At 56.6% G+C, this 13600-nt stretch carries 10 protein-coding genes; 4 read left to right on the top strand and 6 right to left on the bottom strand.

The annotated features are described in order from the left end of the window. The first annotated feature begins 106 nt into the window (after nt 1–106). Together HBO23_RS07255 and HBO23_RS07250 are read left to right on the top strand one after the other, a co-directional pair. Nucleotides 107–952, top strand: a complete 846-nt coding sequence (locus HBO23_RS07255; RefSeq protein ID WP_138453511.1) for an EAL domain-containing protein — start codon at nt 107–109, stop codon at nt 950–952. A gap of 101 nt (nt 953–1053) precedes the next feature. Beyond that, nucleotides 1054–4686, top strand: a complete 3633-nt coding sequence (locus HBO23_RS07250; RefSeq protein WP_170037259.1) for a transporter substrate-binding domain-containing protein — start codon at nt 1054–1056, stop codon at nt 4684–4686. Nucleotides 4687–4697: 11 nt separating this feature from the next. Here the strand turns inward: HBO23_RS07250 and HBO23_RS07245 are convergent, their stop codons facing one another. After that, the gene (locus HBO23_RS07245; protein ID WP_186354667.1) at nt 4698–5327 is read right to left on the bottom strand and encodes a response regulator transcription factor; all 630 of its coding nucleotides are present in this window, start codon (nt 5325–5327) and stop codon (nt 4698–4700) included. A gap of 449 nt (nt 5328–5776) precedes the next feature. After that, complete coding sequence (locus HBO23_RS07240) at nt 5777–7252, bottom strand: aldehyde dehydrogenase family protein (RefSeq protein WP_138450857.1); 1476 nt, start codon at nt 7250–7252, stop codon at nt 5777–5779. A gap of 86 nt (nt 7253–7338) precedes the next feature. Here HBO23_RS07240 and HBO23_RS07235 point away from each other — a divergent pair, with 86 nt between their 5' ends. Beyond that, a complete protein-coding gene (locus tag HBO23_RS07235; RefSeq protein WP_138450855.1) occupies nt 7339–8259 on the top strand; it encodes an AraC family transcriptional regulator in 921 nt (306 codons plus the stop codon). Here HBO23_RS07235 and HBO23_RS07230 read toward each other — a convergent pair. The 4 genes from HBO23_RS07230 to HBO23_RS07215 all read right to left on the bottom strand — a co-directional run bounded on the left by HBO23_RS07230 (nt 8256) and on the right by HBO23_RS07215 (nt 12594). Then, a complete protein-coding gene (locus HBO23_RS07230; RefSeq protein ID WP_104912356.1) occupies nt 8256–9005 on the bottom strand; it encodes a glucose 1-dehydrogenase in 750 nt (249 codons plus the stop codon). The two genes, HBO23_RS07235 and HBO23_RS07230, sit on opposite strands and share 4 nt — an antisense overlap. 112 nt (nt 9006–9117) lie before the next feature. Beyond that, nucleotides 9118–10935, bottom strand: a complete 1818-nt coding sequence (locus HBO23_RS07225) for a Gldg family protein (protein ID WP_170037256.1) — start codon at nt 10933–10935, stop codon at nt 9118–9120. 4 nt (nt 10936–10939) lie between these two features. Then, a complete protein-coding gene (locus HBO23_RS07220; RefSeq protein ID WP_170037253.1) occupies nt 10940–11674 on the bottom strand; it encodes an ABC transporter permease subunit in 735 nt (244 codons plus the stop codon). Next, complete coding sequence (locus tag HBO23_RS07215) at nt 11671–12594, bottom strand: ABC transporter ATP-binding protein (protein ID WP_170037250.1); 924 nt, start codon at nt 12592–12594, stop codon at nt 11671–11673. Before HBO23_RS07215 ends, HBO23_RS07220 begins: the two co-directional genes overlap by 4 nt. Before the next feature lie 236 nt (nt 12595–12830). On the opposite strand from HBO23_RS07215, the gene HBO23_RS07210 reads away from it, so the two are divergent. After that, nucleotides 12831–13592 (top strand): hypothetical protein, encoded by a 762-nt coding sequence (locus tag HBO23_RS07210; RefSeq protein ID WP_170037247.1) that lies wholly within the window; start codon nt 12831–12833, stop codon nt 13590–13592. The last annotated feature ends 8 nt before the right edge of the window (nt 13593–13600 follow it).

The following is a 13600-nucleotide window of genomic DNA, read 5'->3' as shown; positions in this document are numbered from 1 at the left end:
CATTAGTCAGTAAGATTAGTCCTACGTATCCGCTCGAAAGAGCTGACGTTTATGGTTACTCACATCCTGCAAAATTGACTCATGGTCATCCCTTGCAGGGCATTACATGAAAACCTCAGCCGTACTCAGCCTCAGTCAGGCAGCCCCCCCAAAGTTTCTAGAGCCAGACGCACAGGCGCTGCGCCAAGGGTTGGCGGATCACGCGTTTGTGGGTTTCTACCAACCTCAGCTTTCGCTGAAAACGGGCACGATTTGCGGCTTGGAAGTGCTCGCGCGCTGGCGGCACCCCGAGAAAGGCCTTCTGACGCCCGGGTATTTCCTGCAAGCACTGGAGCATCACGACCTGATGGATGAGCTGTTCCTGCGCCTCTTCGAGCAAGGGCTGATCCTGCGCCAGAAACTGGCCAGCCTGAACCTGCCATTGACGATGTCATTCAACCTTCAGCCGTCTCAACTCAGCAACCCCATACTGAGCCAGGCGATTAAAGTGCTGCTGCGTGCACATGAGTGCCCTGCCCAAAGCATCATCCTCGAGATCACCGAAACCGGCACGCTCAATCCGTGCAGTGTCGCCATGAACAACCTGTTGCAACTCAAGCTGCTGGGCTGCGGTTTGTCCATGGATGACTTTGGCACCGGTTTCTCGTCACTGGAGCGCTTGTGTGATGTGCCTTTCACCGAGCTCAAACTCGACGCCGGTTTCGTACACAAACTCGACACGCACTCGGCCTGCACCGCCATTGTCGCCCATACCGTCAGCCTGGCAGCCAGCCTGGGTGTGTCGCTGGTGATCGAGGGTGTCGAGACCCCGGCCCAGCTCAAGCGGCTCAAAACCCTGGGCGTATCCATTGTGCAGGGATATGCCATCGCCCCGCCGATGGCGGATACCGCGCTGCTGCCTTACATCCTTGAATACATTGCGGACTCACAGGTAGTGCTGACGTCAGTCTGAACCCCATTCACAGCGTTTACTCCCCCACCCGCCACGTCCGTGGCCGACCTTGAGCCGGCCAGCGCGGCGTACTTTGCATTTTGCAGTCAGGTATACGTTTCATGTCCACGCTCAAAGCCTTCGTGGCTTTCTTCACCGTACTGCTGCCGGCGGTATCGTACGGCGCTGCCGCAACGATACCCATGCCGCAACAGCCCCTGCACTTGCTTAGCCAAGTGAGTCAGGAACCACAAAAGCTGCAATTACCGGAAGCCGACTGGGCCTGGTTGCGCCAACGGCGTGCCCTCAGCCTGGGCGTGGTCGCACCGTTCACCCTGCCCTTCGACATGGTCTACGGCAACGGTGATTACGAGGGCATCAGCGCTGACGTGGCGACAATGCTCAAGCAACAACTGGGCCTGGATATCAAAGTCGTCGGGTTTGCTGACCGTGGGCAAGCGATGGCCGCCTTGCGAGCCGGCGAAATCGACTTGATCAGCCGGTCCAGCGACTATGATCGCGACTCTTCTGACACGGTGGTGACGCTGCCGTACAGCGTCAATGCCCCCGTACTCTATCAACGCCAGGACAGCGACATTGCGGTTCCCTCAGATCTCAATGGGCTAACCGTAGCAGTCTCCAAGGACTACCTGCCATACGCGCTACTGACCGACCGCTATCCTCATGCACAGTTTTTTACCTACGACACCACCGCGCAAGCCTTGGCCGCCGTCGCGTTCCAGAACATCGACGTGTTTTTGGGCGACTCGGTAACCACCCACTACCTGGTCAACCATAGCTTTTTCAGCTATCTCAAATTTATCCAGTTTGTGAAAGTCGACGCAGGCGGCTATGGGTTTCTGCTCAAGCAGGAAGATCAACGCCTGCTACGCATTCTAAATGCCTCGCTGACCACATTCGGCCAACTGCGCATGAGCTACCTGATCAAGCGCTGGACCGGCGGCGGCACGGTAATGCCGGACGATAATGTGCATCTGAACGCCCAGGAAAAACGCTGGCTGGCCCAGCACCCAGTGGCGCGCTTCATGATTAACGATGACATGGCACCCTCGGCATTTTTCGACGCCAAGGGCCGCTTCAACGGTGTGATATCCGATTTGTTCGAGATCATCACCCAACGCACCGGGCTCAAGTTCGAGATTCAACGCGCCTCCAGTTTTGAAGGCATTCAGGACGCTTTACGCGACGGCGATACTGATTTAGCCGTGTTGACGGCCAGCCCGGAGCGGCTGAACCATTTCCGTTTCAGCCATCCATTCGCAACCAGCTCGTTTGCGCTGGTCGCGTCGACTGCTGAATCGGGCCGAGAGCGTTCGAGTCTCAATGCTTTGGCCGGCAAGCGCCTGGCCATTGTCCAGGGGCATGTATTGATCGACAGCATTCGCAAAGGCTTTCCCACGGTGCAGTTGATTACCCCAACAAACAACCTTGAGGCCATGCGCATGGTGGTCAATGGCGACGCCGACGCTGTGTTGATGACCCTGTCCATGGCTCGTTACTACACCGCGCGCCTCTATGAAAAAGAACTGCGCGTGGCCGGTGTCGTCGACGGCCAGGCGGCCACCGCCAACTTCGCCATGCGCCGTGGCGAAACCGAGCTGCAGTCGATCATGGATAAAGCTCTGCTGAGCATCCCACCTGACGAGCTTAATGCAATCACCATTCGCTGGCGCGCTAATGCGGCCATGAGTGGCCAGAACTGGCGCGACTACAAACTGGTCATCCTGCAGATCATCTGCTGCGCATTGCTGGTGCTGCTGATTTCGATCATCCGAATCGTGCAACTGCGCCGTCAGATCCGGCGCCGGGTCGCAGCTGAAAAAGCCCTGAATGATCAGCTGGAGTTTCTGCAAACCTTGAACCATGCCATGCCCGTTCCCGTGTATGTACGCGACCGCGAAGGACGCCTGCTGTCATGCAGCCGCAGCTATGAGCACGTCATGAAACTGTGCCAATCCCAGGTGCTGGGTAAAACTGCTTTGCAAACGAACCATGGCGATATCGAACTGGCGCCCTCGCTCCACCAGAGTTACCTGCAAGCCATGGAGGATGGCAATGCCATCGAACAGCAACTGCAGATCACCATCGAGGGACAATCCCACTTCATCGAGCATTGGATTCAGCCGTTTCGTGATTCTAATGGCACGATCGCAGGGGTGATCTGCGGCTGGCAAGACGTCTCGCAACATCATCACCTGATCGAACAACTGCAGCAGGCCAAAACCCAGGCCGACGAGGCCAGCCGCGCCAAAACCCAATTTCTTGCGACCATGAGCCACGAGATCCGCACGCCCATGAGCGCGGTAATCGGCACATTGGAGTTGGCGCTCAAACGCGCCGACCACGGCGTACTGGATCGAGTGAACATCGACGTGGCCTACACGGCCGCCAAGAACCTGCTTGAGCTGTTGGGCAATACGCTGGATATCGTACGCATTGAATCCGGGCATTTGAGCTTCTCCCCACGCCGGGCCAACCTCAAGAATCTGGTGGAGATGGTGGCGCGGGTATTCGAAGGGCTGGCGAGAAAGAAGAAACTGGACCTGATTCTGGAAATCGACGCCGGCACCACCCTGGACGTCTCCATCGACCCTCTGCGCTTCAAACAAGTACTGTCCAATCTGGTGAGCAATGCGATCAAGTTCACGGAACGCGGCCGTATCGTCATCCGCTTGGTATGCCGCGTGGTGAATGGGCAAACACTCAACATGCATCTGCAAGTGCATGACACGGGTATAGGCATCAGTGAGGCAGATCGGCAAACGCTGTTTCGCCCCTTCGCGCAAGTGACTCAGTCAGACCTCTCGGTCCATGGCGGCAGCGGGCTCGGGTTGGTGGTGTCGCGTTCGCTGTGTGAAATGATGGGTGGCCGTCTGGATCTGACCAGCACGCTGGGGCAAGGCACAACGGTCAACGTAACCCTCAAGCTCAAGCTTCTGGAACCGCTGCCTGAAGAAAAACTGCCGCTGCCCGCGTCCTCCGAGGCCACTCCAAGCTGGGCCATGCGAGTGCTGATCGCAGACGACAACACCTTGAACCGTCAAATGTTGCGCGCACAGCTGGAGTACCTGGGCTGCAAAGTGATTGAAGCCAGCAATGGACTGGAGGCATTGGAGGCGTGGCGTGCGTTTGCGGTTGACTGGCTTATCACGGATTACCACATGCCGGTCATGGACGGAGTAGAACTGACACTGGCAATCCGCAAGGAAGAACAGCAACGCGACAGCGGTGCATTGACGATTCTGGGGCTGACAGCCGACGCCCAGCAGGAAGAAATGGACCGTTGTCTTAACGCCGGCATGGGCGACTGCCTGATCAAACCGATCAGCCTGGCCATCCTCGAACAGCGCCTGGCATTACTGGAGCCTGCGGATAAGCCAGGCTACAAAGTCAGCAAACCGGCGCAGCATCGGCCTGAATTCGACATGAACCTGCTCAAGCCGATTACCGGTGGCAACCCGGCAATCATTCAACAACTGCAAGCTGAATTGATGCGCAGCAATCAACAGGATATCGAGCAATTGCGTGACTTTAGTGAGACACGGGACCTCGCTGGCATTGCGCAGCTGGCTCACCGTTTGAGGGGTAGCGCGGCATTAATGTGCAATGATTATCTGCTTGAGTTGTGCAAGGAACTGGAGCATGGCTGCCGAACCGGCGCCGAGGACGTACCGGCGCAGGTCAGGCAGGTGAAGAAGGAGTTACGGCGTATTCAACACATGCTCGAACCCTAGGCAGAAAGCGACTACGCCAAGCCATTGCGCTTGGCCAGCTCACCCAGAGCAATCAGGTTTTCTACACTCAGCTTGCGTTGAAGTCGAATTTTGTACGTGCTCACAGTCTTGTGATTGATCATCAACTCATCGGCGATGGCCTGATTGCCCATGCCGCGAGCCAGCAGCTTCAACACGGTGATCTCACGATCGGACAATTGTGCAATCAGCAGGCTTTCCTCGCTGGCGGCCTGGGTATTGTCGCGTAACTGGTGAATGGTGTTGGCCGGAAAATAGCTGTAACCCGACAACACGGCCTTCACCGCACCGACCAGTTCGTCCAGGTTGTCATCCTTGCAGACAAAACCCGCTGCACCAGCCTGCAACGAACGCATAGCGAAGTTTCGAGTGTCGCCGGAGGTAAGGATCAGCACTCGGGTAGAAATACCGATAGCTTTGAGGTGCGCAATGACTGACAGGCCGTCCATTCTCGGGATGCTCAAGTCAAGAACGATCATGTCCGGGAGCAGTTTGCGGATGGCTTCTACCGCATCTACACCGTTGTCGACCTCGGCGACAATCGAATGCCCTTCCTGCTCGAGCATCACGCGCACAGCCATGCGCATCAGGGGGTGGTCGTCGACGATGACTATGGTGCCCATGATTAATTATTCCTGAAGTTCGATTTGAGTAGCGATGACGGTATAGTCTATGCAAGGGAACAACTGAGCAGCTAATCGCAACCCAAAGTATTCGAAGCAATCTGCGTTTTGCGGCATGACGTACCGAGAAACGCATAAGTTATTGCGAACACTCGGCAACCTGCTGTTGAGGCGCCGTCGCCGAGGACGCTAGCAAGAGGCGGCAATCATACTCAACTTATTCGCAGCGCAAACCGCAAGAATCTCTATGCCACCATAGATATATCCTTTGCGCAGGCAGGATAATTCCTACAACAGTATAGTTGACCAGAAAGCTTTCTTGGCGTCAGACGCTGTTTGTGCCCTCTCTCTACTGAACACATCTTCCAACCAATCGAACCAAAGATAATCGGTAAAATCATGCTATCGGGTCCGCGCGCACCATCTGACTGCACGCGGCCCCCGTTTATCTACACGCCTGTAAACCAGCTCAGCGGTGCACGCGCCTGCATCGTGATGGTTTTTATCTGTGTATAAGCATTCAGCGTCTCCCGACAAAACTCACGGCCTATACCACTGTTTTTATACCCGCCAAACGCCGTCCCATCGGTAATGTTCGAGTAGCGATTGATCCACACCGACCCTGCCTCCAGCCGCGCAGCGGTCTCCATAGCGTGCTGCAGGTTGCTTGTGTAGATCCCGGCGGCCAAACCGTATTCAGTTCCATTGGCCTGGGCGATCATCGTTTCATAGTCGTCCCACACGATCAGCGAAAGCACCGGGCCAAAAATCTCTTCCTGACAGATGCTCATATCGTTACGTGCCAGTAATAACGTTGGTTGTATGAAGTAACCGTGCTCGCAACCTGGAACCGATGCTCGACCACCACCTGCGAGCAGTTTGGCGCCCTCCTCCAGGCCCATGATGATGTAGCTCAACACGCGCTCACCTTGTTGCGCATTGACCAAGCAACTGACCCGTGATTCTTCAGCCAAGGGTGATCCGACTCTCACGCGCTTGAACGCGGCTATCAGTTTTTCCTGAAACTGTTCGGCAATCGATGCATGCACGAACAAACGCGTGCCCGCCAGGCACGACTGCCCATTGTTATGAATGGCGGCGAAGGTGGTGTTGTCGACCACCGCATCGATGTCGTCGATGTCCGGAAACACGATATTGGCGCTCTTGCCACCCAGTTCGAGTGTTGAGGGCACAAGACGTCGGGCTGCGACACCTGCTACCGTACGGCCGACTTCGGTACTGCCGGTGAACGATAGCTTCCTGATCAAAGGATGCTCGCTCAACGCTGCACCGACGATGTCACCCCGCCCAGTGACCATGTTCACCACACCGGCGGGAAAGATCTTCTGGATCAGCTTGCCCAACTCCAGCGTCGACAACGAAGCATTTTCATCAGGCTTGAGCACGACGGTATTACCGGCGACCAGTGCCGGTGCGAGCTTGAACGCGGCCATGATCGCCGGCGCGTTCCAGGGAATGATCTGCCCGCATACGCCCAAAGGCTCACGCTTGGCGATGGCGTAACCACCGTCGATTTCCCGACCAGTGTCTTCATGAGCCATGATCACCGAGGCGAAATAGCGATAGTGTCGGACGGCGGTCAGGTAATCCTTGCGTACTTCGCTGATGCAGCGCCCCACGTCATGGGCATCGATCATGGCCAGGCGTTCGCTGTGCTCTTCGATCTCGTCAGCCAGCAGGTTCATCAGGCGCGCGCGCATTTGCTGACCCAGGGCACGCCAGGCGGGAAACGCTGCATGCGCAGCCTTTACAGCGCGATCGACATCCTTGGCGTCACAATAGCGGATGTAGGCTAAGTGCCTGCCCGTGGCAGGGTCGACCGCAGCAAAAGAGCGCGCTTTATCGTCAGTTTCAAACACCCCATTTATCAGTGGGCCATAAGACTTATCGAAATTGATTTGCATGGTGTACCTCATATTTAAACGTGAAATCTGGATGAGCTCTGTTATAAAATCCCGATTACTTTATTTTCCGTCCACCCAGGTGATATATGGATCCTCTGTCCGACGTTCTTTCCTTGCTGAGAATCCGTAATTACCACTCAGCCACGCTCTCCTTGGGCGGTGATTGGGCCTTCACTTTCCCTGAACGTGAGGGCATCAAGTTCACCGCGGTGGTCAAGGGCAGTTGCTGGTTGCAAGTGGATGGCGAACAGCAGCCGCAGCGCCTGCACCAGGGTGATTGTTTCCTGATGACCCGTGGCATGCCTTTTTCGCTCTACAGTGATATGTCCCAGCCGGTGATGAACTCCGACGGTCACTTTCAAACCCTCGCGGCGGACGAACTGGCCTTGCATTACGGCGGCAATGACACGCAGTTGGTCGGTGGCCGCTTTGACTTCAGCGGCGTGCCTACCCAGTTACTGCTCAGCAGCCTGCCCTCGCTGGTTCACGTGCAGGCCAATGAGCCCCAGGCATCGCTCCTACGCTGGGCTCTTGAGCGCTTCACCTCGGAGCTGCAGCAGAAGCGCCCAGGCCGCTCGCTGATGAACGAACACTTGGCGCACCTGATGCTGGTCGAAGTTTTGCGCACTCACTTGGCGACCCTGGAAAGCAGCGGCATCGGCTGGTTTTACGGCCTGGCCGACCGCAACCTCAGTGTTGCCCTTAGCGCGATGCACGCCGACCCGGCCCATCGCTGGAGCGTCCAGGAACTGGCGCAACTGGCAACCATGTCGCGCTCGGCCTTCGCGCTGCGCTTCAAACAGGTGGTCGGCGCAGCACCCATGGAGTATCTGACGTACTGGCGCATGTTGCTGGCCAGTGATCGGTTGAAGAACTCCGATGACTCGGTGTCCACCATCGCGTTCTCATTGGGTTATGAGTCCGAAAGCGCATTCAGCACGGCATTCAAGCGCGTCATGTTGCAGTCGCCCCGCCACTATGTGCGCGAGCACGCCGCCCAGGTTTAGTGCAGGCCGCCGCCGATTATCAGGGTTTCACCGGTGATCCAGCCTGCATCCGACGACGCCAGGAAGGCGACGGCGGGTGCAATATCCTCGGGCTGACCGATGCGCCCCAGCGGTGTAATAGCTTCAATTTTTTGCCGGAACGCCTCTTCGAAAAAGCCACTGGCGTGCACACCCTCGGTGACAACCAGTCCGGGATTCACTGAGTTGACACGGATATTTCTGGGCCCCAATTCATTGGCCAGGGTACGGGTGATGGCGTCAACCGCAGCCTTGGAGGCGGTGTACACCGCCGAATTGGCCGGTGTGAACGAGGTGACGCTGGAGCTGATGTTGACGATGCTGCCGCCCTTAGGGTTGAACACTTCAACTGCTGCCTGGGTACACTGGATCAGTCCCAGGACGTTGAGGTTGAACTGGCGATGAAACTCCGCCTCAGTAATGTCGGCCAAGGCGCTGGTCGAGTAGACACCGGCATTGTTGACCAAAATATCGAGGTGACCATGCTCATGCACGATGGTCTTGAACAGCACCTTGAGGTCGGCGCTGTTGGAGACATCTGCCTGCACTGCATGTGCCCTGGCGCCGGTTTGCAGGATATGTTCAACCACCCGGTCAGCGTCCTCGCGGCTGTTGGCGTAGTTAACGATGACGGTGGCGCCATCCTGGGCCAATTGTTTGGCAATGGCCGCGCCAATGCCCTTGGAAGCGCCGGTCACCAGCGCGACTTTCTTGTGCAACCTTTTCATGTTCACTTCCTTTCTATTGCTGGTTGAAACTCAGTGAATCCAGCTTAAGGGGATGCCGTGAACCGGTTAATAGCCAATGCTCCAGAAAAGCTTAGTAATCGTCCTGCCTTCATCACGATCGCCCGCGCCATAAGAATATGCAAAAGCAGATCAGTGAAAGCAGCAATGGGATTGCCAGGATGTTGAGCGCCTTGAGCAGCAGGCCTAGATGCTCAACCTGAAGGGTCAGTTCTCGCGCTACAAGGCGCATCTGCATTTCAACGCCCGCTTTTTCAGCGTTAAATTGTGCAAGGGCGGTTTGCTGTTCCGCCGTCAGAGGCATATCTCGCCCCTGCTCTGCGGCCAAAGGCGCGAGATGTTTTTCAGCTTCATCGAGCTTTCCCTGCAGCTCACCGCTCATGCTGCGATAACGCTCGCGGAATTGCTGCTGCAACTCTTCGACCACAGTGAACGTTCGGCTGTAATGTCCCCGTGAGCGTAAGCTGATCAAGGCATCCGACCCGGACAGGCTGTCCAGCGCATTGAGCACCAGCACCGCATTGTCAGCCCATGGCACCGTGACTGCACGATCCCCTTGCTGCTGCACATCCGCCCACAGGTTGTCGCTCAATACGTCTGTGTCTGCCACCACCACGACGTTGATATTCTGCGCGTAGGTAAGCGCTCCGGGAGAGTCCAGAAAAGCCGAGCGTGCCGCCCCCTGCAGGCGTACCGCAATCAGATAACGCTCGCCTGTAGCCTTGAAGCTCTTGGACAGCGCGTCGGGACTTTCCAGATGATTCAGAAGCGCCGTCTTGTAGGGCATGGCCTGCTCCGAACTGTGCAGCAGCGGTGTCAGAGTAGTTGTTGCACCCGGCACGGCGCTCAAGATACCGGCGGTTGTGAGGTTAAGGCTGCCAATACCAGCAGTAATCACATCCTTTTCATTCATCGCAGAGGGTGACAGCCCCAGGGCGGTCGGTTGCCAGACCGGCTCTGCGCCTTGGGCCATTGCCACAAACTGACCGTAGCGGCCGTCGCCCAACATGCGATCAGGTAGAAGCTTGATGCCCCACGCCTTGAACAAAAGCGCGAGGTCGGAAGACTTGTCTTTGCTGGGTATCCCAAAATAATAATCGCCGCGATCCTGCTCACTATAGGGGTCGACGAACACCAGCAAACGCCCGCCGCGCAGCACAAACTGATCAATGGCGCGCAGCGTGGGCGCAGATAAGTGCTTGGGATGCACGAGCATCAGGACATTGAGTGCACTGTCGATGGTGTCGACATCGGACGCCAGCTCGCGCACTTCAAACGCATTGTCGATCTCCTGCATGATCCGCCAAGGCTGTCGCGTTCGCCCCGACTGCACATCGAAGCCACCTGCCAACGGCAACGAAGACATCAGGCCAATCACTGGCCGCGCAGACCGAGTCAACGTCTGCAATGTGCGGCTGATGTCGTACTCAAGGAACGTTTGTTGTTCAAGCGCAAAGAAACCGATGCTGGCGTGGTGCGCCTGTGCGTCGACGATGGTCAAACCAAAGTAAACCGCCGCACCCGCCTTGCCGATGGGGGCTGGTTGCAAACCAAGTTCGACTGCGCGGGCTTCGTCTGCTGAAAACGGAGCAGGGTCAATAATGTGCACCCGTAGTCGGCCATTTGACACACGCTCATATTCACGCAGCAATGCTTTGATACGCACCGCGTAACCGCGCATGACCGTAAGGTCCCTGGCGGCCTGGCTGGAAAAGTAGAAGTACAGATCGGTGGGTTCCAACACGGCCTGAATGATCTGACGCGACCCCGGGCTGAGGGTGTAAAGCTGCTGCTCGGTAAGGTCCAACCGCATGGACGCCATACGTGGTGCCAACTCGAAGTTGACCGCCACGAACCCAGCGATAATGACCACGAGGCGCAAGCAGGTACGTGTCATCGATTTGAATGACATGGCGTCACACTGCCTTTTTCAATTCAACCGCAATCACGGTAGCGGCGAGCCAGCCTATGATCTGGCTGAAAAAATACAACACGTCCTGTGGGTCGATCACACCTCGGCATAGTCCCTCGAAATGTGTGAGGAAACTCAACGAAGCCACGCCATCGAGCCAGGGCAAACTTGACCAACCATGCAAGACATCCAATACCACCGGGAAGCCACAGGCCATGAATGCCAGACATAGCGCCATTGCGGTAAGGAAGGCAATCAGTGGGTTCTTGGTCAATGCCGACAGGCACCCGCCAATGGCCAGGCAACTGCCAGCCAGTAACCAACTGGCCAGATAGCCACAAAGGATGACGCCGTTGTCCGGCGCCCCCAGGTAGTTGACTGTAATCACCAGTGGAAACGTCAACGCCAGCGCCAACCCGCTGACCGCCCAGGCAGCGAGGAACTTGGCCACAACCGCCTCAGCCGTACCCACGGCCAGGCACATCAACAACTCGATTGATCCGCTCTGCCGCTCGATGGACCACATGCGCATGGCAAGGGTCGGCAGCAGCAACGCATATAGCCACGGCAGATAGTCGAAGAACGGTGCCAGGTCGGCCTGGTTACGCTGGTAGAAGTCGCCCAGGTAAAAAGTGCTGATACCGCTGAGCAGCAGTAGCAAGAGGGTAAACACATACGCGACGGGAGTGAGGAAATAACTGCACAGTTCGCGCTTGAACACCGGCCAGAACGTCCTCATGGTTGTTGCTCCCGGGTCAGCAGCCGGAAGACCTCCCCCAGAGAGCCTCGCTCGACTTCCTGGCGTGGCACATCCCAGCCGCGACTCACAATCAGCGAATTGATAGCCGGTAATATCACCGCTCCAGCGCGTGCCAGCACCCGCACGCTATAGGGTTCAGGCCCCGCCTCTATGCCTGAAACGCCTGGCAGCATGCCCAGTGTCATTACATCCAGAGGCCGGGTGGCGTACAACGTCACTGCCTGGTGATAGCGCGAACGACTTTCCAATTCCAGCGGGGTGCTGTCGACCAACAGCCGACCTTTATCCATAACCAGCACGCGGCTGCACAATGCGGTGACCTCTTCGAGGATGTGGGTAGAAATGATGACGATTTTGTCGCGGGCCAACTCCTTGATTTGCTCGCGCACGCGGTACTTCTGATTCGGGTCCAGACCATCGGTGGGCTCATCGAGGATCAGTATCTTGGGATCATGCAGGATCGCTTGCGCCAATCCGACGCGGCGCTGGAACCCCTTGGACAGGGTATCGATGGTCTGGCCACGTACTTCCATCAGCTCGAATTGCTCAAGCATGGACGTGACCCGCGCCGTCTTTTCGCGCCCACGCAAGCCGCGCACTTGAGCAATAAAACCTAAAAAACTCGCGACGGACATTTCGTTATAGCAAGCCGCTGTTTCAGGAACGTAGCCGATCAGACGTTGAGCGTGGCGCGTCTGACGGCGTATATCAAAACCGAAAAAGTTGGCGGTGCCTGAGGTGGGCGACATGAACCCGGTGAGCATACGCAGGGTGGTGGACTTTCCCGCGCCGTTGGGGCCGAGCATCCCCAGCACCTCACCCGAGGTGGCCTTGAAAGACACATCGTTTACTGCCAGGGCTTTGCCGAAACGTTTGGTCAAATGCGTTATATCGATCATGGTTTCCCAGTTACCTGCTCAGACGCGGCGAAGCGTCTGAGAGTGCACGCTTCGTTTCGCGACGCACCTTATCGATAGGGTACGGATCCTGAAACCTCATCAGCGGTGAATCCGATTGTTCCTTGGCGCGAATCGAACTGTCCATTGGCGAGTAGGATTTATCTGACAACGCTATTAGGTCCAGCTGGCTATTCTGCTCACCTCACCGCTACCCCCTTCAGCCTCACGGAGCCGGATTGCTCATGTTATTGCGAACGCTTGAAATACCCGATGCCCATGGTCAATTGCTCAACGCCGTGGTCCTGTGCGGTTTCACCGCCACCGGTCTCCATCGACAGTTTCTGGTTTATAGCCTCAATGAAAAATCGGGCGACGAACTGGTGAAGATTTACCTGACGTATCTTGAAGGCGAGGACCAAACGCTGCGCATGTGCGATGCCCCGCCTGAGATACTTACGGCGGCGGCTCAAGTACTGAAGGATGTTTTGCGCGATGCCTGCGCGACCGTTCCAAGACAAACCGAAAATACTTATGCATTGATGGACCTGACCGACACCGACATTGAGTGCAGCGCTGTAAATACTCACTACAGCCTCAAGATCAGTGACGCGTGGCTCATGAATCTCTTGCATTACGACCCACCGTCCGAGGCCAGTGCCCTGCCCCTGCAGTCGAAAGACACGAGCAGTTGCGCGCCCCTGGCAATCCGCGAGGCGAGCAGTGTGACGGTTGAGTCGGTAGCAACATGCAACGTACAGACAACTTCGTCAAAGATTGACGCGAACATAAAATCACTTGTCGCCAGCATCACCCACCACAAGGAAATATTACTGGGCAAATATGTAAAGCTCGATGAGCTTCAACGCGAACTCGAACAACGAGAGCAGCAATTACTCATCCGCGAACAGGCACTAAACCAGCGTGAGGATGAATTACTGGCCAGCATCAGTTCCTTACAGGCAGCAGAAGAACAACTCGATGCACTTCTCGACAGATGAAAATTCCA

The sequence above is a fragment of the Pseudomonas sp. WS 5532 genome (assembly GCF_012985445.1).
GTDB classification, from domain to species: Bacteria; Pseudomonadota; Gammaproteobacteria; order Pseudomonadales; family Pseudomonadaceae; genus Aquipseudomonas; species Aquipseudomonas edaphica.
The sequence above is the reverse complement of the archived record's forward strand: the minus strand, read 5'-3'. Positions and strand labels throughout refer to the sequence as shown.